Below are 21,126 nucleotides of genomic sequence, written 5' to 3' on the forward strand. Positions count from 1 at the left end.
CAGACAACACCAACGGGGTGATAGGACGCCCGGTCCTCGGCATCCCACCACCCTACACCCACTTATTAGGCGAACTTACGGCGCAGGACACTAGTGGCTTGGCCTCCAGCGGGGCCAGCCGTGGTCGCCGGCCAGCTGGGACAGGCGCGAACCGAGCATCAGCGCGGTGGCCGGCTCCGCGGACTGCAGGCGGTAGTGGACCTGCTCGGCGATCTCGGGCGCGCGGTACTCGGCGTGCTCGAGCAGCTGCAGCGTCACCGACCACCAGTAGCGGTCCTCGTCCGTCGCGTGCGGGGCGCCGGCGCGGAACCAGTCGGCCAGGCCGTCGAGGAGGTCGTCGCCGACGCCGTCCGGGTCGGTGAGGCGCAGCGCCGCGCAGACGCGCACGACCACGTCGTCGTCCCAGCCGGACAGGTGGCCGCGGACGAGGGTGTGCAGGGACGCGTGGCCGAGCGCGCCGGCGGCGTCGATCTCCAGCGAGTAGACGTTGTCGCGGGCCAGGCGCTCGTGCAGCACCGGCAGCACGCGCGTGTCGCGGCGGCGGGCCAGGCCCAGCAGCGCCTCGCAGCGCGTGTCGTCGTGCGGGTCATCGAGGCGCGCGGCCAGCGCGTTGCGCACGGTCGTCGAGTCCAGCTCCGACAGCTGGGTGCCGAGCGCGAAGCACGCCCAGTCGCGGACGTCGTTGTCGCGGTCGGCGCTCAGCAGGATCAGGGCGTGGATGGTGTCGTCCGGCGGGGCCTCGCCGAGGACGCTCGGGAGGGCCTGGGCCACGGCGCGGCGTACGCCCGCGTCGGGGTGGTGGGCCAGCGGCAGCAGCAGCGGGAGCGCGGCGTCGTCGTAGCACCAGGCGACCGCGTCCGCCAGCTCGGCCGCGGACGCGGCCGGCGAGCTCAGCAGGGCGGCGATGCTCCGCGCCGTCGGTTCCGCGTCCTCCGAGCCGGAGATCAGCGCGTCGATCGGGTCGAAATCGTGCACGTCCCGGGGGTGCGGGCGGGCCGCCGACGGAGAAAAATGGCGGAATTCATCGGAAAAAGATGAAAAGTCCGACATGTCGGAACTGGGCGACGGCTGGTCCGGGTCCGGGGAGCGCAGGTCCGCCAGGTCGGCGATCACCTCGGCCAAGGGGCTCAGGGCCAGTTCGTCCAGGTCCGAGGGTTCCCGGGCCGCGGGTACGAACAGCTCCGACGAGCTTGGGAACAATCCGGACACGTCGGCAGGGCCACCGGGGCGCGGGTCCGGTGGCTCGTCTGGCACGGGGCGGGAGGACGCGAGGTCGCTCATCCCCGAAAGTGTGCTCGTCTTCGCGAGGATCTTCCAGAGGGGTTCGCCCCTCAGAAGGACAATGCGGGGTGGACGATCACCCTACTCGTTGACATATCGACGCACATGGGAAAGGTGGCCTGGACAAGGGGCGGGCGGGGCGCTAGGGCGGAAAGCAGGGGCCGATACTCCGTCAAAGCGGGCAAAGGCGAAAAGTCAGAGCAAAAGCGCGAAAGTGAAAATACGGGGCAAAGCGTAAAGGGAGAGGGCAGGCAAAGCGCGAGAGCGGAGGACGGGTAAGCGTCGAGCGCGAGAGCCGGGGTCGGAGGAGGGCCGCGGTCGGGGGAGAGCCGGGCTGGCCAGGTGCACCGACCGCCGGGAGCAGGGCCGCCGAGTTGCGGTGCGGCGGCCGACCGGCGTCAGGTTCGGGGAACGCCGGTTGGCGGCGCGGGGGCGCAGAGACCGCCGGGAGCGGAGTCGTCGAGTGGCGGCGCGGTGGACAGGGCGCGTGCGAGAGATCAGGGGCGGGCCCGGCTCGCCAGGCGCAGGGACTGCCACGAGCCGTCCGCCGCCCAGCCGCCGTCCACCGACAACGCCGCCCCGTTCACGAAGCCGCTCTTCGCCGGGTCGGCCAGGAACGACACCGCCTTGGCGATGTCGTCCGGCTGGGCGAACCTCGCCATCGGCACGTGCTCGGTGATGTCGGTGTCCACATAGGCGCCCGAGGCCTGCGACGCGTCGTCCATCTCCGTCTTGACCCAGCCGGGGCAGACCGCGTTGACGCGCACGCCCCGGCCGCCCCACTCGACCGCCAGGGTGCGCGTCAGGCCGATCAGGCCGTGCTTGCTGGCGTTGTACGCCACCCGGTCCGCCACGCCCATGAGCCCCGCGACCGAGGCGATGTTCACGATCGAGCCCGCCCCGCGCGCGAGCATCCGGCGCCCGAAGGCCTGGCACAGCAGGAACGGGCCGGTCAGGTTCACGTCGATGACCTGGCGCCACTGGGCCGCGGTCGTCTCCTCGGCCGGGGCGATCGACGCGATGCCCGCGTTGTTCACGAGCACGTCCGCGCGGCCGTACCGCGCCTCGACCTCGGCCACGAAGCGCAGCACGTCCGACTCGTCCGAGACGTCGCCGGCGAAGGCCAGGACGTCGCCGGCGGAGGCCAGGACGTCGCCGGCGGAGGCCAGGACGTCGCCGGCGGAGGCCAGGACGCCGCCGGCGGAGGCCGGACCGTCGAAGTCCGCCACCGGCTCCCGGTCGATGACGGCCAGGAGATAGCCCTCCGCGGCCAGGACTTCCGCGGTGCGCCGGCCGATGCCGTGAGCCGCGCCCGTGACCACTGCCACCCGTTCCTCAACCATCCCGCGACAATAGACTCCACGTATGACTCAGCGCGTCGTGGTCGTCGGTGGAGGGATCGCTGGGCTCGCCGCGGCGCACCGGGTGCACACGCTGCGGCCGGACCTCGACGTCGTCCTGCTGGACCAGCGCGAGCGGCCCGGCGGGAAGCTGTCGACCGGGACCCTGGCGGGGCATCCGGTCGAGCGCGGGGCCGAGTCCTTCCTCGTCGGCGGGCCCAGCGCGGCCGTCCAGCTGGCCCGCGAGGTCGGGCTGGGCGACGCGATCGTGCACCCCGGCGGGGCCAGGGCGGCGGTTGCCGTCGGCGGCACGCTGCGCGACCTGCCGGCCGGGACCCTGATGGGCATCCCGCTGGACGGCCCCGCCGAGGAGCCGGGGCCGGCCCTGCTGCAGCCCGGCGAGGACGTGACCGTGGGCGCGTTCGTGCGGCCCCGGCGGGGGGACGAGGTCGTCGACCACTACGTCGAACCGCTGCTCGGCGGCGTGTACGCGGGCCGGGCCGACCGCCTCTCGCTGCGCATGGCGCTGCCCGCCCTCGCCGCGGCCGCCGAGCGGCACGACACGCTCACCGGTGCGCTGCGGGAGGCGGCCGGGGCCGGGCGCCGGGAGCCGGGCGCGCCCGTGTTCGGCACCGTCGCCGGCGGCATGACGACGTTCGTGGACGCCATCGCGCGGACCCTGCCGGACGTGCGCGCGGACACCACGGTGCGCACCATGCGGCCCCGGAAGACGGGCTGGGAGCTCACCGTCGGGTCGACCCGGGACGCCGAGACGATGACCGCCGACGCCGTCATCCTCGCGGTCCCGGCCAGGCCGGCGGCGCGCCTGCTGCACCGCGACTTCCCGCTCGACTACGCCTCCATCGCCCTGGTCGCCCTGGCGCTGCCGGCCACCAAGCTGCCCGAGCTGTCGGGCTTCCTGGTGCCGGCGACCGAGGGCCTGGCCGTCAAGGCGGTCACCTTCTTCGACCGCAAGTGGCCGCACCAGCAGCGGCCGGGGCAGACGGTCCTGCGCGCCTCCATCGGGCGCCACGGCGACGAGGCCCAGCTCCAGCGCACCGACGAGGGCCTGGTCGAGGTCGTGCGGGCCGAGGTCGCGCGGCTGATCGGCGTCGACGCGCTCCCCTCGGAGCTGGATCGGGGGGTGTACCGCTGGGGCGGCGCCCTGCCGCAGTACGCCCCCGGGCATCGGGACCGGGTCGCGGCCCTGCGCGACGACCTCGAGTCCCATCCGCCGATCGCGGTCGCCGGCGCGGCCTACGACGGCGTCGGCATCCCGGCGTGCATCACGTCCGGCCGGGCCGCAGCCGAGTCCATCCTGGCCAAGTTGGGAGAATGAGCGCCATGACAAGCACGAACGCCGCCCGCATCAAGGAGCTCAACGACAGCATCCGGTACACCATGTGGTCCGTCTTCCGGCTCGCCACGCCCTATGGTGCCGACAGCCGCGACGCCACCCAGGTCTCGGCGTTCTTCGCGGACCTGGCGACCAAGGACGTGACGGTCCGCGGCACGTACGACGTGGCCGGCCTGCGCGCCGACGCCGACCTGATGATCTGGTGGCACGCGTCCAGCGCCGAGGCGTTGCAGGAGGCGTACGCCGGGTTCCGCCGCACCAGCGTCGGGCAGCGCATGGCCCCGGTGTGGTCGCAGATGGCGCTGCACCGGCCGGCCGAGTTCAACAAGAGCCACATCCCGGCCTTCCTCGCCGACGAGCACGCCCGCGAGTGGGTGAGCGTCTACCCGTTCGTGCGCTCGTACGAGTGGTACCTGCTGCCGGACGAGGAGCGCCGCGCGATGCTCGCCGAGCACGGGCAGCAGGCCCGCGGCTTCCCCGACGTGCGGGCCAACACCGTGGCCAGCTTCGCCCTCGGCGACTACGAGTGGATCCTGGCCTTCGAGGCCGACGAGCTGCACCGCATCGTCGACCTCATGCGCGAGCTGCGCGCGTCCCGGGCCCGCCGCCACGTGCGCGAGGAGGTCCCCTTCTACACCGGGCGCCGCCGCGAGATCGCGGACCTGGTAGCAAACCTTCCATAAAATATTGACAGAACCCTCCGCCGACCCGCAGCCTGCTTCATAGACGGCTGTGAAACTAAGGCGGAGAACATGTCGAAGGTTCGATGGTTCGCGGTCCTGGTCCTCGCCGCGGGGCTGCTCACGGCGCTGCCCAGCCCCGCGGACGCGGCCCCCGGCGACTTCAGCACCTCGTTCGAGAGCGCCGATCCGCAGCCCACGTGGTCGGACAGCGTCGAGCGCAGCGCCGGCGTCGGCGGGTACTGCTGCGGCCTGACGGCCATGGAGAGCGGCACCCGCACCGAGACCGCGCACACCGGCACGAACGCGCTGATGTACTCGGGCGCCGACACCAGCACCACGACGAGCTACTCGTACAACCGCGTCTTCGACGTGGACATCGCCGTCGGGCCCGGCACCACGCTGTCCTACTGGGTGTTCCCGCAGAGCGGCGGCAACCTCGACGTGGCCGTGGACCTCGCCTTCACCGACGGCACCTACCTGCGCGACTCCGGCGCCGTCGACCAGCACGGCGTGCGGCTGCACCCGCAGTACCAGGGCAGCGGCAACGTCCTGTTCTTCGACACGTGGAACTTCGTCACCTCGAACATCGGCGCGAACGTGGCCGGCAAGACGATCGACCGCATCCTGATCGGCTACGACAAGCCCGACGGGACCGGGACGTTCCGCGGGTACTTCGACGACCTGAGCATCACCGCCGGCACCCTGGCCGACTACGTGGACACCCGCCGCGGCTCGAACTCCGACTCCGGCTACTCGCACGGCAACACGTTCCCGGGCGCCACCGTGCCCAACGGGTTCAACTTCTGGACCCCGGTCACGAACGGCAACAGCGACAACTGGCTGTACCAGTGGAACGCGACCACGATCCAGGGCTTCGCGATCAGCCACGAGCCCAGCCCGTGGATCGGCGACTACGGCCAGCTCCAGGTGATGCCGATGACCGGCGGGGTGAAGACGGCCCCGGACGCGCGCCGGTCCACGTTCAGCCACGCCGGCGAGGTTGCCCGGGCGCACTACTACTCGACGCGGCTGGACACCTACGGGATCACCGCCGAGATGGCCCCCACGGACCACGCCGGGGTCATGCGCTTCACGTTCCCGGCCGCGTCCGACTCCACGATCCTGTTCGACGTCATCGACAGCGCCTCGGGCTCGTTCAGCGTCGACACCTTCGCCCGCACGATCTCCGGCTATGCCGACCATCGAGGGCAGAAGTTGTACTTCTCCGCCACGGTCGACACCGCGATCGCGGCCTCCGGCACCGGCGGCACCGGCTGGGTGCGGTTCGCGACCGGGGCCAACCAGGCGGTGACCCTGCGCATCGGCACCTCGTGGATCAGCGTCGCGCAGGCCGCGGCCAACCTGAGCCAGGAGGTCGGCACCAGGACGCTCGACACGGTGAAGGCCGAGGCGCGGGCGCAGTGGGACGCGGTGCTGGGCCAGGTGCGGCTCGAGGGCGCGACCGGCGCGCAGCTCACGACGTTCTACTCGAACCTGTACCGGGCGAACATGTACCCGAACAACCGCGCCGAGACGGTGGGCGGGGTGCGCCGCTTCTCCAGCCCGTACGACAACCAGCTCCACGACGGCCAGATGTACGTCAACAACGGCTTCTGGGACACCTCGCGGGCTGAGTGGCCGCTCATGACCCTGCTGGCGCCGACCCGCACCGGCCAGATGCTCGACGGGTTCGTGAACGCCTACAAGGAGAGCGGCTGGACCCCGCGCTGGTCGGGGCCGTGGAACGTCGGGGCGATGGTCGGCTCGAACCAGGACCTCGCGTTCGCCGACGCCTACGTCAAGGGCGTGCGGAACTTCGACTACAACGCGGCGTACGCCTCCATGGTGAAGAACGCGACGGTCTGGACGAACTGGGATCCCAACGGCCGGCAGGGCATCGAGGTCTCCACGTTCAAGGGCTACGTGCCGACCGACGTGCGCAACGAGTCCGCGTCGTGGACGCTCGAGGACGCCAACAACGACTTCGGCATCTTCCAGATGGCCACGGCCCTGGGCAAGAGCGAGGACGCGGCGTACTTCCGCAACCGCGCCCTGGACTACGTGAACCTCTTCTCGCCCAGCGCCGGGATGTTCCGCGGCAAGCAGGGCAACGGCAACTGGCGCACCAGCGACGCCGACTTCAAGCCGAACCTGTGGGGCTGCGAGTTCACCGAGGGCGCGCCCTGGCACTACGCGATGGGCGCCCCGCAGGACCCGCAGGGCCTCGCCGGCCTCTACGGCGGCCGGGCCCAGATGTCGGCGAAGATCGACGCGGTGCTCGCCGCGCCCCGGGACTACCTGACCGGCTGCTACGGCGGGGTCATCCACGAGATGCGCGAGGCCTACGACGGCAACATGGGCCAGTACGCGCACGCCAACGAGCCCATCCACCACATGCTCTACATGTACAACTACGCCGGTACCCCCGCGAAGACCCAGAACCAGGTGCGCACCGTGCTCACCCGGCTCTACGACTCCGGGGCCGGCACCGGCAACGGCTACCTCGGCGACGAGGACAACGGCGAGATGTCGGCGTGGTACGTCTTCTCCGCGCTCGGCTTCTACCCGGCCCGGATGGGCAGCACCGACTACACCATCGGCGCCCCGCTGCACCCGAAGGCGACCATCGCGCTCGAGAACGGCCGGACGTTCACGGTGAACGCGCCGGGCGTGAGCGACACCAACCGCTACATCCAGTCCGCGACCCTCAACGGCGTCGCCTACACCCGCAACTACCTGACCCACGCCGACCTGCTCGCCGGCGGCACCCTGTCCTTCGTCATGGGCCCGAACCCGTCGTCGTGGGGCACCGGCGCCGCCGACATCCCGCCGTCGCTGAGCACCGGCACCGCCGCGCCCGTCCAGCTCAAGGACCGGGCCACCGGCGGCACGCTCACCGTCAGCGGCGAGAACGGCCCCGGCGAGGCCCGCGACAAGCTCACCGACGACACCTCGATGACGAAGTGGCTCACGTTCGCGAACACCGCGACGATCACCGACCAGCTCACCGGGGCGGTGGCGGTGAAGCAGTACACGCTGACGTCGGCCGACGACGTCCCCGGCCGGGACCCGCGCGCGTGGACGCTGCAGGGCTCCAACGACGGGGTGACCTGGACGACCGTGGACACCCGGGCGGACGTCGACTTCGCCGACCGGCGCCAGACGCGGGCGTTCGTGGTCACCGGCAGCGCCTCGTACTCGCGCTACCGCCTGCAGATCACCGCCAACCACGGCGCCGCCGAGACCCAGCTGGCCGAGTGGCAGCTCATTGCATGAGGTTCGACCAGCCCGACCACACCGACAGCCCGCGCAGCCACAGCTGCGTGACGAGGTTGCCGTGCGAGACCGCGTAGATCTCGGTGTTGCCGGTCCACGGGTTGAGCAGCACGGCGGGGTCCGACTCCAGGGCCCCGCCGATGCCCGTCCAGGCGGTCCAGCCGCCGCCGGGCATGACCAGGGTGTACCGCAGGGTGCCGGAGCCGGTCGCGTAGATCTCCGTCGAGCGGTACTGCGGGTTGAAGAACACGGCCGGGTCCCCGTCGATCGAGCCGCCCAGGTCGTTCCAGGCCGACCACGCCGTGCCCGAGTAGTACCGCTGGACCAGGTGCCCGCCCGCGCCGCGCGCGTAGATCTCCGTGGTGCCGTAGAGCGGGCTACGGAACGACACCGGGTCGCCGCGCAGGTCCCCGCCGAGGCTGTTCCAGCCCGACCAGCCCGAGCCGTAGTAGAGCTGCACGAGCGTGCCGTAGGTGGAGCGGGCGTAGATCTCCGTGGTCTTGTAGGCCGGGTTGTAGACGATCTCGGCCGGGTCGCCGGCCAGGTCGCCGCCGAGGTCGTTCCAGCCCGACCAGCCGCCGGCGTAGAAGCGCTGCATCAGGTGGCCGTTGGTGCCGCGGGCGTAGATCTCCGTCGAGCCGTACCGCGGGCTGTAGAACACCACCGGGTCCCCGGCGAGGTCCCCGCCCAGGTCCGTCCAGTCCGACCAGCGGCCCGCCCGCCAGTACTTCTGCGCCAGGTGGCCGTCGCGGGTGCGGGCGTACACCTCGACCGTGCGCGCGGCCGGGTTCTGCAGCACGTGCGGGGTGCCGGCGATGCCGCCGCCGAAGTTGCTCCAGCTCGACCAGCCGTAGCCGGGGCTCCAGTACCGCTGTGACAGCCCGTGGCTCGCGTCGGTGTAGACCTGCATCTGGGCCGTCGCCGGGTGGGCGATCGCGGCCGGCTTGGCGATCAGGGGCTCCGGCGGGTCGATCCCGGCCAGGCGGCGCAGCTGGTCGAGGTCGCCGTTGAAGACGTCCTTGTCGTAGTTGCCCTGCTGGTTGTTGTCGCCGCCGGTGTACTGCCACAGCGCCCACTTCGACCAGCCGCTGGGCAGCTTCGGGGTGGTGCCGCTCCAGCTCGCGATGTCCAGCGGGTAGGACGCGAACTGGGTGGTGCCGCCGACGCACTGGTTCCACCAGGTGGCCGCGGTGTAGATCATCGCCTTGCGCCCGATGCGGGCCTGGACCTGGTCGAGGAACGCCTGGATCCAGGCGCGCATGGCGGTCTGGTCGAGGTTGTAGCAGGCGCCGACGGTGCTGAAGTAGGGCCACTCGAGGTCGACGAACGGCACCAGGGTCTTCGAGTCGTTCACCCAGGCCGCGTTGTCGATGAAGGTGTTCGCGTCGCCGACCGGGTCGCCGCGGTCGGGGCGGGCGAACGTGTACGCCCCGGCCAGCAGCCCGGCCCGCTTCGCGTCGGCGATGTCCCGGGCGAAGTACGGGTTGACGTAGTTGCCGGACTCGGTCGCCTTGATGTAGGCGAAGCTCACGCCCTGGGCCGCCTGCCCGGCCCAGTCGATCGTCCTGAAGACGCTGTGGTCGTGGCTGGACACGTCGATGCCCTTGACCGTGTACTGCGGCCCGGGCACCGCCGCGGCGACCTCCTCGCGCCCTCCCGCCTGGGCGTGCCCGTCCGTGTCCGGGGACGGCACGGGATTGATGAGCCCGGCGAGCATGACCACGGCGAGGAGGCTTCGCATTCGGGCACCGTATCCGGACTTATCGGTTTATGTCCGTGTTTTCACGCGGAACAGTACGGCCGCGGCGACGACGGCGACGAGCATGAGCCCCACGCACCAGGCGGCCGCGCGCCACGGGGCGTCGCCGACCGGCTGATCGAGCAGCAGCCCGCGCAGGCTCTCGGTGATCGGCGTGACCGGCTGGTTGCCGGCGAAGCCGCGCAGCCACGAGGGCATGGTGCCGATCGGGACGAAGGCGCTGCTGGCGTACGGCAGGAAGGTGATCCCGAACGTGTAGCCGCTCGCGCCCTCGGGCGACCCCGCGAGCAGCCCGAGCGCCGCCGACAGCCACGACACGGCGGCGATCGTCAGGACCAGGATGCCGATCGCGGCCAGCCACTGCCCGGCGTCCGCGCGGGGCCGGAAGCCGAGGGCGAACGCGACCCCGAGCACCAGCGTGGACGAGATGACGTTGCGGACCAGGCTGGCCATCACGTGCCCGGACAGCACCGCGGCGCCGCCGCCGACGTCGAGCGAGCGGAGCCGGTCCATGATGCCGCCCTGCAGGTCGTTGGCGACGGAGACCGCGGTCATCGCCGAGCCGAACGACACGCACAGCAGCATGACGCCGGGCACGACGTAGGTGACGTACTCGGTGCCGGTCTGGATCGCGCCGCCGAAGAGGTAGACGAAGACGACCATGAGCATGACCGGCAGCGCGATCGACATGATCATGGCCTCGACGTTGCGGCGTCCGAGTCGCAGCGAGCGTCCGCCCAGGACGGTCCACCGGGTCAGTGCGGTGCTAGACACCGGCGAGCTCCTTGCGCGAGGTGAGGGACAGGAAGACGTCGTCGAGGGTGGCGCTGTGCAGGGAGAACCGGCGGACCGCGGCCCCCGCCGGGTCGATCTCGTCGAGCACCGAGCGCACGTGCGCGGCGCTGCCGTCGGTGGTCACGCCGAGGGTCAGCCGGGCGTCGTCGCGCTGCACGACGCGTTCGCCGAGGCGGCGCGCGGCCGCGTCGTAGGACGCCCGGTCGGCCAGGTCGAGGTCGAGGCGCTGGTCGCCGAAGCGCTGCTTGAGCTCGGCCGGGCTGCCCTCGGCGACGACCCGGCCGTGGTCCACGACGGCGATGCGAGCCGCGAGCCGGTCGGCCTCCTCGAGGTACTGCGTGGTCAGGAACACCGTGCGGCCCGCCTCCACGAGCCCGTCAACCACGTCCCACATGGCCTGCCGGCTGGTCAGGTCCAGGCCGGTCGTCGGCTCGTCCAGGAAGATGACCTCCGCCGGTCCGGCCAGGCCCGCGGCGAGGTCGAGGCGGCGGCGCATGCCGCCCGAGTACTGCCCGGCCCGCCGGTTCGCCGCGGCGGTCAGGTCGAAGCGCTCCAGCAGTTCGTCCGCGCGTTGGCGGGCCTCGCGCCGGGACAGGCCCGACAGGCGGCCCATCATGCGCAGGTTCTCCGCCCCGGTCTGCAGCTCGTCCACCGCCGCGTACTGCCCGGTGAGGCTGATCGCCCGGCGCACCTGGGCGCGGTCGCGGACCACGTCGTGCCCGGCGACCCGGGCGGTGCCCCCGTCCGGGCGGGTCAGCGTGGTGAGGATGCGCACCGTCGTGGTCTTGCCGGCCCCGTTCGGGCCGAGCAGGCAGAACACCGAGCCGGCAGGCACCCGCAGGTCCACGCCGGTGAGCACGGCGAGCCGGCCGTAGGACTTGGTCAGGCCCGTGGTCTCAATTGCGTATGACATACGCGTCATGCGTACGTTATACGCAGAAGTAGAATCCCTAGTCAATGAGCGAGCAGGAAAACGGCATACCGAACGCGCTGGCGCTGGCCTGGGGTCTGAAGGAGCGTCCCGGCAAGGGACCGAAGCCCGGGCTGAGCCTCGAGCGGATCGTCGCCGCGGGGGTGAAGGTCGCCGCGGCCGAGGGGCTGGGCGCGGTCTCGATGAGCCGGGTCGCGGCCGAGCTCGGGGCGGCGACGATGTCGCTGTACCGGTACGTCTCGGCCAAGCACGAGCTGCTGGACCTCATGGTCGACATGGCCATCGGCTCGCCGCCCGAGGCCGGTGAGACCGTGGGCTGGCGGGTGGGGCTGCGCGGGTTCGCCGACGCCTACCTCGCCCTGCTGCGCCGCCAGCCGTGGGTGGTGCGGGTGCCGATCAACACCCGGCCGATCACGCCCAACCAGATCGCCTGGATGAACCACGGGCTCTCGGTCATGCGCGACACGAACCTGCGCCACGACGAGCGGCTCTCCACGATCATGATGGTCAGCGGGATGGCCCGGAACTGGGCGCTGCTCACCGCCGACATCGACGCGGCCGCCGAGGCGCAGGGCGGCACGACGGAGCAGGCGATGCACGAGTACGGCCGGCTCCTGCACCTGCTGGCCGACCCGGAGCGCTTCCCGGCCGTCGGCGAGCTGCTGCGGTCCCGGGTCCTGGAGACCTCCCAGTCCCGGCCCGACGACGACTTCGAGTTCGGCGTCGAGCGCTTCCTCGACGGCCTCGAGGCGCTCATGAGCCGCAGGAAATAGCCCTTCGAGTGGTTTTCACCCGCTTCCTCACTCCGGCATCGGACGTTGCATACGGTGCGACGGACATCTCGGAGAGTGGAGCGCGGGTGACAGCACTGGTCGAGCGGCGATCCCCGGCAACCGCCTCCACCGCCCCGGCCCGGCGGGTCCCGCCCGCGTGGGCACCACCGGCGGTCCTGGCCGTGCTCGTGGCCGCGGGGCTGCAGTTCTACGGCGTGCCGATCGCCACGACCGTGATCTTCACGGGGTACGTCCTGCTGGCCGTCGTCACCCCCGGCACCCTGATCTGGCGGGCCGTGCGCGGGCGCTCCGGCTGGCTCGTCGAGGACCTCGGCGCCGGCCTCGCGCTCGGCTACGCCGGCGAGGTGCTCGCCTACATCCCGGCCCGCGCGGCCGGGCTGCCGCTGCTCGTGCTCGTCTGGCCCGCCGCGGTCATCGGCGCGTTCCTCGCCGTGCCCCGGCTGCGGCGGTGCTGGCGCGGCAGCCCCGACCCCCGCGACCGGACCCCGCTGTGGTGGTCGCTGATCCTGTCCGCCACCGCGGCCGTGGTCTTCTACTGGAGCTGCGTGCGCTTCTTCCGCACGCACGACCTGCGCGAGCCGGGCATGCTCAGCCCCGACGCCGACTCGCCGTTCCACCTCGCGCTCATCGGCGACGCGAAGCACCACATGCCGCTGCTGTCGCCGTGGCTGCCCGACCAGCCGGTGCTGTACCACTGGTTCGTCTACGCCGAGATGGCCGCGACCTCGTGGGTCACCGGCATCGAGCCGCACGTGCTGCTCGTCCGGCTCGCGCCGCTGCCGATGCTGTTCGGGCTCGTCGCGCTGCTCGGGGTCATCGGCCGGCGGCTCACCGGCGTGTGGTGGGGCGGGGCCGCGGCCGCGGTCGTCACCTTCTTCGTGCTCACCCCGCTGCCCTACCACTGGCCGCTGGAGGGCTGGTTCTCGGCGTTCGGCACCAACGCCTACGAGGACGGCTCCTCCCTGCGCGCCCAGCTGTGGACGAGCCCGACCCAGACGTTCGGGGCGCTGCTCTTCGCCGGGCTGGCGCTCGCCCTGGTCGAGGCGATGGCCGCCCCCACCAAGGCCCGCTGGGCGCTCGTGACGATCCTCATCGCCGGCGTCACCGGAGCCAAGGCGACCTTCCTGCCGATGCTGCTGGCCGGGCTGCTGCTCGTCGTCGCCGTGCGCCTGGTCACGCGCCGGCGGGTGCACCCGGGCGCGCTGTTCGCCGCCGGGATCACCCTGCTCGGGCTGCTCTTCGCCCAGTTCGTGCTCTTCGGCGGCGCCTCGCAGGGCATGGCGATCGACCCGCTGCACTTCGCGCAGATCTCCGGCGCGCCGTACACGCTGAAGTTCGCCGCCCCCGAGTACCCGCACCCGCTGTGGCGCCTGATCATCGTCACCGCCATCACCGTCAGCTGCTGGGCCTGCATCTGGCCCGGCCTGCTCGGGCTCGGGCGCCTGGCCCCGACCATCCAGCACGCCCGGCGGATGCGCCGCGACCTCGGCATCGCCGCCGATCCCGTGATCCTCATGTTCGGCATCGGCCTGTCCGGCGTCGGCGCGCTCATGGTCTTCGGCCACGAGGCCGGCGCCGAGGGCTGGTTCATGGTCTCCGCCCGGCCCTACCTGACCCTCGCGTCCGTGGTCGGCCTGGTGCTGCTGACCCCGCGCGGGCTGCCCGGGCGCAGGCTGCTGCGGCAGGTGTACGGCGCGATCGCGGTCGGCGCCGTGGTGCTCCTCGCCGTGCACAAGATCGGCTCGATGCACACGCCGAAGCTGCAGAACACCGGCAGCCTCGCGGTCACGCTGTGGGCGCTCGTCTGGCCGTACCTGCTGTCCTACGGGCTGCTCGGGGCCGCGGGCTGGTGGATGTACCGCCGCAAACTGCCGGCCTGGAGAACCCTCGTGTCCGCGATGCTCGCCGGGGCGTGCATGATCACCGCCCTGCAGCACGTGTATCTCATGACCCGCGCGTCGTACCTCGGCGGCTGGCGCGGCGTCGTGCAGATCGCGACGTTCGTCACGCCCGGCACCCAGGAGGCCGGCCGCTGGCTGCGCGAGCACTCCGACCCGGACGACCTGGTCGCCACCAACGCGCACTGCGTCGGCGACCCCTACGCGCTCACCGGCTGCGACAACCGCCACTTCTGGTTCTCCGCCTACAGCGAGCGGCGCTTCCTCGTCGAGGGCTGGGGCTTCACCAACCGGGCCCACGAGGAGGCCGCCAAGGCCGGCGTCAACGCGATCTTCGCGCCCTACTGGGACCAGCGCAAGCTCGCCGACAACGACGCCGCGTTCTACCACCCGACGGCGGCCACGGTCGGCAAGCTGCGCGACCAGTACCACGTCAAGTGGCTCATGGTCGACGAGGGCTACCTGCTGCTGCCGTCCACGTGGATCCAGGACTACGCCCAGTTCCGCTTCCGGGCCGGGCGCATCGCCGTCTACTCGCTGGGGGGATCGTGACGTCAACGCTCGTGGGGAACCGGCTCGCGCAGGCGCTGGCCTGCCCCCGCTGCCACGGCTACCTCGACGCGTCGCTGGTGTGCGGGGCGTGCGGCCCGGTGGGGGTCCGGCGCGGGGAGCAGCTGGACTTCGGCGGGTTCGGCGAGTCCGAGCTCAAGGCCGACGCCCTCAACCGGGTCAAGGAGCTGGTCAAGACCCGGTTCCACAAGCTGTACCCGGCCGCGATCAAGGTGCTCTCCCCGGTGCAGGACCGCCGGCTCATCACCCCGTTCCTGGGCAGCTTCGACCTCGACCGCAGCCTCGTGGCCGACTTCGGCTGCGGGACCCACCGCCGCGACGAGCGCGTGATCTGCATGGACGGCGGGTCGTACGGCAACGTCGACATCGTCACCGACCTGCGCCGGCTGCCCCTGGCCGACGGCAGCCTGGCCGGCGGCATCAGCATCGCCGTGCTCGAGCACGTGCCGGACCCGGCCGCGCACATCGCCGAGATGCACCGCGTGCTGCGCCCCGGCGGCCGGATGCTCGTGTTCGTGCCGTTCATGCAGCCGTTCCACGCCTCGCCGTACGACTTCCAGCGCTACACCGAGGTCGGCCTGCGCGAGCAGTTCGGCGCGTTCGAGGTCCTCTCGGTGAAGGTCGGGGCCGGGCCGACCTCCGGCATGCTGTGGGTGTTGCAGGAGTGGCTGGCGATGGTGCTGTCGTTCGGCAGCCGCCGGCTGTACCGCGCGATCCTGCCGCTGACCTGGGTGCTGTCCCCGCTGAAGGTGCTCGACCTGCTGCTGGCCCACCATCCGATGGCCGCGCAGGCCGCGAGCGGGTTCGTGATCGAGGTCCGCAAGCCCGCTTGATACAACTGGTCCCATGGAAGACCTGCGCGAACGACGACTCTTCGGCGGGGCCGTCATGGCCCCCGGCGACCTCTCCGCGAGCCCGTACCGGGTGGACCGGGACCGGATCGTCGCCTCGCCGTTCTTCGCCCGGCTGGCGGGCGTCACCCAGGTCATCAGCCCCGGCGGCTCCGGGCTGCTGGTGCACAACCGGCTCACGCACAGCCTCAAGGTCGCCTCGGTCGCCCGGGGCATCGCCGAGAAGATCGGCGGCGATCCGGTGCTGGACAAGCTCGGGGGGTGCGACGCCGACGTCGTCGAGGCCGCCGCGCTCGCCCACGACCTCGGCCATCCGCCCTTCGGGCACCTCGGCGAGCACGTGCTCGACCGGCTCGCCCGCGAGCGGCTCGGGCTGCCCGACGGGTTCGAGGGCAACGCCCAGTCGTACCGCATCGTCACCAGCACCCAGGTGCGGGGCGCGGCGATCGGGCTGGACCTCACCGCGGCGGTGCGGGCCGCGCTGCTGAAATACCCGTGGACGCGGCGGACGTACCCGGACCCGCACCCGATGCGCATGAGCCCGACGCCCCGAGGCGCCGGCGGCGACCCCGCGATCGGGTCGAGCAAGTTCGGCGCCTACGTCACCGAGCTCGCCGACGTCCGCCAGGCGCGGGCGCCCTTCGCGGGCCGCATCGCCGACTGGCAGCAGACGGCCGAGGCCTCCGTCATGGACACGGCCGACGACATCGCCTACGCCATCCACGACCTCGAGGACTTCCACCGCGTCGGCGTGCTCCAGCAGGGCGCCGTCGCCGCCGAGCTGGTCGCCTGGCTGCGCGACGCCGGCGAGCTGCGCGGCCTCGGCGACGCGCAGCTGCGCGCCACCGGCCGCCGCCCGGGCCGCTCGGTCGAGGTCCTGCGCCGCCGGCTGCGGGCGAAGGACGGCTGGATCAGCGACGACGACGCGTTCGCGGCCGCCGTCGCCCACGTGCGCACCGAGCTCGCCGACGGGCTGCTCGCCGCCCCCTTCGACGGCTCCATCGACGCCGAGCAGGCGGTGGCCCGGTTCTCGGCCCGCTGGACCCGCCGGCTCATCGACGCCGTCCACGTGCGGCCCGACCCGCCGGTGCGCTCCGGCCACGTGCTGCTCGCGCCCGCGCAGTGGCACGAGGTCCAGATCCTGAAGTTCATCCACCACCGGTTCGTGCTGGAGCGCCCCGACCTGGCCCTGCACCAGCGCGGGCAGGCCCGGCTGCTGTCCAGCCTGGTCGAGGCGCTGCACGCGTGGCTGACCGACCCGGGGGAGGAGGCGCGGCTGCCGCGGCGCCTGCACGACCTCGTGGAGCTCGCCGAGGCCGAGACCGCGGAGCTGGACCCGTCGGACTACGGCCGGGAGCGCATCGACGTCGTGGCCATGGCCCGCGGCCGGGCGATCGTGGACTTCGTCGCCGCGCTCACCGACGGGCAGGCGGTCGGGCTGCTCGAGGCGCTCTCGGGGCGTTCGCGCCAGCTGTGGACGGACGCGTTCGTATTGTGAGTCTCATGCTTCGACTGCGCCCGATGACCCAGGAAGAGCTCGACGCCCGGCTGCCCGTGCTCCACCGGGACTCCGCGGACGACGAGCTGCGCTCCGGCCGCGACCGGCCCGAGACGGTGCACGCGAACGTGGCGGCGGCGTGACCACGCGTCTCGTGGTGATCGGCGGCGATGCGGCCGGGATGAGCGCCGCCTCCCAGGCGCGGCGGCGGCGCCCGGCCGACGACCTCGGCATCGTGGCCTTCGAGCGCGGGCAGCACGTGTCCTACTCGGCCTGCGGCATCCCGTACCTGGTGGCGGGCGACGTCGCCACCTCGGACGAGCTGGTGGCCCGGCGCCCCGCCGACTTCGCCCGCATGGACATCGACCTGCGCCTGTCCTCGACCGTGGTCGGGATCGACGTCGATCGGCGCTCGGTGCTGGTGCGCGGCCCGGACGGGGAGTACCGGGAGCCGTTCGACCAGCTCGTCATCGCCACCGGCGGCGTGCCCGCGCGGCCCGACGTGCCCGGGGCGCTGTCGCTGGGCATCCACGGGGTGCAGACGCTCGAGGACGGGATTCGGCTGCTCGGGTACCTCGACCGCCACGCGCCGAAGCGGGCCGTCGTCGTCGGCGGCGGGTACATCGGCCTCGAGATGGCCGAGGCGATGCTCAAGCACGGGCTCGAGGTCACGCTGGTCGACGCGGCCGACCAGCCGATGCGCACCCTCGACCCCGACATGGGCGGGCTCGTCGCCGACGCGTTGCTGGCCGAGGGCGTGACCCTGCGCCTGGGCGAGCGGCTCGAGGGCTTCGCCAGCCACGCGGGGCGGGTCACCGCGGTGCACACCAGCGGCGGCGAGATCCCGGCCGACCTGGTCATCCTCGGCCTCGGCACCCGCCCCGACAGTGACCTCGCCCGGGCCGCGGGCATCGACATCGGCGAGACCGGGGGCATCCGCACCGACCGGCGGATGCGGACCTCGGCCGACGGGGTCTGGGCGGCCGGGGACTGCGTCGAGACGTTCCACCTCGTCTCGCAGCGGCCGGTGGCGATCGCGCTCGGCACGCACGCCAACAAGCAGGGACGCGCCGTGGGGATCAACATCGGGGGCGGTTACGCGACCTTTCCGGGTGTCGTCGGTACGGCCGTGTCGAAACTCTGCGACACCGAGGTCGCCCGGACCGGGCTGTCCACCGCCGAGGCCGCCGCGGCCGGGTTCTCCTCGTTCGGCGTGGTCACCGAGTCGACGACCCGCGCGGGATACTTCCCTGGCGCGCGGAAGATCAAAACCAAGATCATCGCCGAGCGTACGACGGGCCGGCTGCTCGGCGCCCAGATCGTCGGCGAGGAGGGCGCGGCCAAGCGGATCGACGCGCTCGCGGTAGCGCTCTGGCACGGCATGACCGTCGAGGAGATGACCTCGCTGGACCTGTCCTACGCACCGCCGTTCGCGCCGGTCTGGGACCCGGTGCTCATCGCGGCACGCAAGGCGGCCGAGGCGCTAGGTTCGTTCTCGTGATCTTCAGCTCCGCCTTCGCGTCCCTGTCGGCCCACGACCTGTACCGCATCCTGAAGCTGCGCTGCGACGTGTTCGTCGTGGAGCAGCACTGCCCGTATCCGGAGCTGGACGGCCGGGACACCGAGCCGGAGACGGTGCACCTGTGGATGGACGCACCCGACGGCACCGTGGCGGCGTACCTGCGCGTGCTGTCGGAGCCCTCCGGTGACGCCCGCATCGGCCGGGTCGTCACCGCGGCGGCGTCGCGCGGGCAGGGGCTGGCCGGGGTGCTGCTCGGGGCGGCCCTGGAGCACATCGGCCCGGACCGCCCCGCCGTGCTCGACGCCCAGACGGTGGCGACCGGGCTGTACTCGCGCCACGGCTTCACGGCGACCGGGCCGGCCTACGACGAGGACGGCATCGAGCACGTGCCGATGCGCCGGGGCTAGGGCTTCGGCTCCAGCTTGATGGACAGCGAGTTCACGCAGTGGCGCGTGTTCTTGTCCGTCATGCGCTCACCGCGGAACACGTGCCCGAGGTGCGAGTCGCACCGCGCACACCGGATCTCGGTGCGCACCATGCCGTGACTGCGGTCCTCGATCTCCTTGACGGTGCCGGGGATGGAATCATCGAAGCTCGGCCAGCCGCAGTGCGAGTCGAACTTGGTGTCGCTGGCGAACAGTTGCGCGCCGCAGGCACGGCAGTGGTACGTGCCCTCGGTCTTCGTGTTCACGTACTCCCCGCTGAACGGTGCCTCGGTGCCGGCGAGCCGCAGGACCCGGAACTCGTCCGGGGTGAGCCGGACCTTCCATTCGGCGTCGCTCGTGGGCAGGGTGACGAGTGGCTCAGTCATGCCTCAACGGTAGGCCGCCCGCGTTCCCTCGGCCATTACGGCCCGCGAACACCGTTCGCTCCGGTCCTCGCGGCTGTGGCCGCCTTCGTTTCCTTGCCGGGCCCCGGCCTTCCGTGGCTTCGCGCCTTCCGTGGACTCGGTCTTTCGTGGCGTCGCTCTCCTGTGGCTTCGCTCTTCCGCGGTTGTGTTCCCTTGCGGCTCGGCCTTTTGTGGTGAGATGCCCGAATCGTCCGGGCGCCTGGCTCGTTGGCCCACCCGAAAGCCACGATTCGGACTTTTGTGGTGCAACGGGTGATTTGGCTTTGGGGGTCGGTTCGACGATGAGGCTGCTATACAAGGCTGTCGCGCTGGGCGCGGTGGGCGCCGCGGGCGTGACGTCCCTGGCGAGCGCCGCCGAGGCCGCGTCGACCCAGCCCCCGGACCTGCGCACCACGGACGCCGCCGCCGGCACCCTGCAGCTGGTGGAGACGCCGTTGTCCGCCGCGGAGCGCTCGGCGCTGTCGGTGACGGAGGACCAGGACCTCCCGACCGCGACGAACACGGCCTGGCACGGCTCATCCGGCGCGGCCGGTGCTTCCGGCGGCGGCTCCGGCGTGTCCGACACTTCCGGCCACGACTCGCCTGCCCCTTCGGACTACGGCAACACGTCCGCCTCCGGCTATGGCGACACGTCTGCTTCCGGCTATGGCGACACGTCTGCTTCCGGCTACGGCGACACGGACGCGAACGCCGCCGGCTACGGCTCGGGCCGCCACTCCCGCACCTGGAACGGCGACACCCCGACCCACGGCTCCGCGAACGCCTCGGACAACGGCTACGGCTCGGGCAACGGCCACGGCGCCGGCTACGGCTCGGGCAACGGCAGCGGCTCGGGCAATGGTTACGGCGGCGGTCGGGGCCACGGCCACGGTGCTGGCAACGGCGGCTGGGGCAACGGTGGCTGGGGCAACGGGAACGGCCACGGTGGGCAGGGGAGCGGGGGCCACGGCAACGGCTCCGGCCATGGCAACGGCTCCGGGCACGGCAGCGGCGGCTACGGTGGCGGCCCGGGCGGCACGCACACCGGCGGCGGGCACGGCCAGGGCAACAACCACGGGCACGGGCCGACCACCGGGGGCGGCGGCAGCGGTCAGGGCAATGGCGGCCCCACGACGGGCGGCAACGGCGGTCCGGGCGGCAGTGGCCAGGGCAATGGCGGCCCCACGACGGGCGGCAACGGCGGTCCGGGCGGCAGTGGCCAGGGTAATGGCGGCCCGACCACCGGTGGTAACGGCGGTCCGGGCGGCGGCGGTCAGGGCAACGGCGGCCCCACCACCGGCGGCGGAGGATCGGGCACCGGCGTGAGCCCGGCCGGCGCCGGCGGCGTCACCGGCACCCCGGCGGGCGGCGCGGGCGTCACCTCGGTCGGCCAGCTGCCGGTCACCGGCCCGTCCTCGTCGATGATGACCACGATCGGGTTCGCCTTCATCATCGGCGGCGCCGGAGTCCTCTACCTGACGCGCCTCGGCGGCGATCCCGACGACGAGCCCGGCTCGACCCGCGTCCCCGGCCCGCGCAACCGCCGTCGCTCGGCCGGCGACGACCTGCAGCCGACGGGCGGCCGGCGTCCTCGCCCGCAGCCCTCCCGCCGCGGTCGCTGACCATCCAGCCTCAACCCCCGGTGCGCGGCGGACGACTTCGTCCGCCGCGCACGCACTTCCCGGCCACCGACCGCGCACGTCGGCGCCCGCGTTCTCCCGCTTTTCGTGTGCCGTTCCGCT

The 21,126-nt window shown here is 72.4% G+C and carries 17 protein-coding genes; 11 read left to right on the plus strand and 6 right to left on the minus strand.

Annotated elements, in window-relative coordinates; translation table 11 throughout:
* Positions 1-90 precede the first annotated feature (90 nt).
* Positions 91-1,281: a HEAT repeat domain-containing protein gene (locus tag ABT369_RS43080; protein WP_350621698.1), complete on the minus strand. Its 1,191-nt coding sequence runs from the start codon at positions 1,279-1,281 to the stop codon at positions 91-93.
* Between the two features lie 497 nt (positions 1,282-1,778).
* The gene (locus ABT369_RS43085) at positions 1,779-2,624 is read right to left on the minus strand and encodes an SDR family NAD(P)-dependent oxidoreductase (RefSeq protein WP_350621700.1); all 846 of its coding nucleotides are present in this window, start codon (positions 2,622-2,624) and stop codon (positions 1,779-1,781) included.
* A 22-nt stretch (positions 2,625-2,646) separates the two neighbouring features.
* Between ABT369_RS43085 and hemG the strand changes: the two genes are divergently transcribed.
* From hemG to ABT369_RS43100, 3 genes are all read left to right on the plus strand, one after another.
* Entirely contained in the window at positions 2,647-3,960 is a 1,314-nt protein-coding gene (hemG, locus tag ABT369_RS43090) for a protoporphyrinogen oxidase (RefSeq protein ID WP_350621702.1), read from the plus strand.
* A 5-nt stretch (positions 3,961-3,965) separates the two neighbouring features.
* Positions 3,966-4,661 (plus strand): hydrogen peroxide-dependent heme synthase, encoded by a 696-nt coding sequence (gene hemQ, locus ABT369_RS43095; protein WP_350621704.1) that lies wholly within the window; start codon positions 3,966-3,968, stop codon positions 4,659-4,661.
* Between the two features lie 69 nt (positions 4,662-4,730).
* Positions 4,731-7,937, plus strand: coding sequence for a GH92 family glycosyl hydrolase (locus ABT369_RS43100; RefSeq protein ID WP_350621706.1), 3,207 nt, complete (start codon positions 4,731-4,733; stop codon positions 7,935-7,937).
* Here ABT369_RS43100 and ABT369_RS43105 read toward each other — a convergent pair.
* From ABT369_RS43105 to ABT369_RS43115, 3 genes are read right to left on the minus strand one after another with little or no spacing between them, the layout of a single operon-like run.
* Positions 7,927-9,678 carry a GH25 family lysozyme gene (locus tag ABT369_RS43105; protein ID WP_350621708.1) on the minus strand — a complete coding sequence of 584 codons (1,752 nt, stop codon included), beginning with the start codon at positions 9,676-9,678 and terminating at the stop codon, positions 7,927-7,929. The two genes, ABT369_RS43100 and ABT369_RS43105, sit on opposite strands and share 11 nt — an antisense overlap.
* A 27-nt stretch (positions 9,679-9,705) precedes the next feature.
* Entirely contained in the window at positions 9,706-10,470 is a 765-nt protein-coding gene (locus ABT369_RS43110) for an ABC transporter permease (protein ID WP_350621710.1), read from the minus strand.
* The gene (locus tag ABT369_RS43115; RefSeq protein WP_350621712.1) at positions 10,463-11,413 is read right to left on the minus strand and encodes an ATP-binding cassette domain-containing protein; all 951 of its coding nucleotides are present in this window, start codon (positions 11,411-11,413) and stop codon (positions 10,463-10,465) included. The genes ABT369_RS43110 and ABT369_RS43115 overlap by 8 nt, the downstream gene beginning before the upstream one ends.
* A 35-nt stretch (positions 11,414-11,448) precedes the next feature.
* Here ABT369_RS43115 and ABT369_RS43120 point away from each other — a divergent pair, with 35 nt between their 5' ends.
* From ABT369_RS43120 to ABT369_RS43150, 7 genes are all read left to right on the plus strand, one after another.
* Positions 11,449-12,195, plus strand: coding sequence for a TetR/AcrR family transcriptional regulator (locus tag ABT369_RS43120; protein ID WP_350621713.1), 747 nt, complete (start codon positions 11,449-11,451; stop codon positions 12,193-12,195).
* A gap of 86 nt (positions 12,196-12,281) precedes the next feature.
* Complete coding sequence (locus ABT369_RS43125) at positions 12,282-14,666, plus strand: hypothetical protein (protein WP_350621714.1); 2,385 nt, start codon at positions 12,282-12,284, stop codon at positions 14,664-14,666.
* Entirely contained in the window at positions 14,663-15,517 is an 855-nt protein-coding gene (locus ABT369_RS43130; RefSeq protein ID WP_350621717.1) for a class I SAM-dependent methyltransferase, read from the plus strand. Before ABT369_RS43125 ends, ABT369_RS43130 begins: the two co-directional genes overlap by 4 nt.
* Before the next feature lie 13 nt (positions 15,518-15,530).
* Positions 15,531-17,033 carry a deoxyguanosinetriphosphate triphosphohydrolase family protein gene (locus ABT369_RS43135; RefSeq protein ID WP_350621719.1) on the plus strand — a complete coding sequence of 501 codons (1,503 nt, stop codon included), beginning with the start codon at positions 15,531-15,533 and terminating at the stop codon, positions 17,031-17,033.
* A 5-nt stretch (positions 17,034-17,038) separates the two neighbouring features.
* Positions 17,039-17,176, plus strand: coding sequence for a hypothetical protein (locus tag ABT369_RS43140; protein WP_350621721.1), 138 nt, complete (start codon positions 17,039-17,041; stop codon positions 17,174-17,176).
* Positions 17,173-18,534, plus strand: coding sequence for an FAD-dependent oxidoreductase (locus ABT369_RS43145; RefSeq protein WP_350621723.1), 1,362 nt, complete (start codon positions 17,173-17,175; stop codon positions 18,532-18,534). Before ABT369_RS43140 ends, ABT369_RS43145 begins: the two co-directional genes overlap by 4 nt.
* Entirely contained in the window at positions 18,531-18,962 is a 432-nt protein-coding gene (locus tag ABT369_RS43150) for a GNAT family N-acetyltransferase (RefSeq protein WP_350621726.1), read from the plus strand. The genes ABT369_RS43145 and ABT369_RS43150 overlap by 4 nt, the downstream gene beginning before the upstream one ends.
* Here ABT369_RS43150 and msrB read toward each other — a convergent pair.
* Positions 18,959-19,366: a peptide-methionine (R)-S-oxide reductase MsrB gene (gene msrB, locus ABT369_RS43155; RefSeq protein ID WP_350621728.1), complete on the minus strand. Its 408-nt coding sequence runs from the start codon at positions 19,364-19,366 to the stop codon at positions 18,959-18,961. The two genes, ABT369_RS43150 and msrB, sit on opposite strands and share 4 nt — an antisense overlap.
* 320 nt (positions 19,367-19,686) lie before the next feature.
* On the opposite strand from msrB, the gene ABT369_RS43160 reads away from it, so the two are divergent.
* Entirely contained in the window at positions 19,687-21,006 is a 1,320-nt protein-coding gene (locus ABT369_RS43160; RefSeq protein ID WP_350621730.1) for a hypothetical protein, read from the plus strand.
* The last annotated feature ends 120 nt before the right edge of the window (positions 21,007-21,126 follow it).

Origin of the sequence: Dactylosporangium sp. NPDC000244, assembly GCF_040300725.1 — a bacterium.
GTDB lineage: Bacteria > Actinomycetota > Actinomycetes > Mycobacteriales > Micromonosporaceae > Dactylosporangium.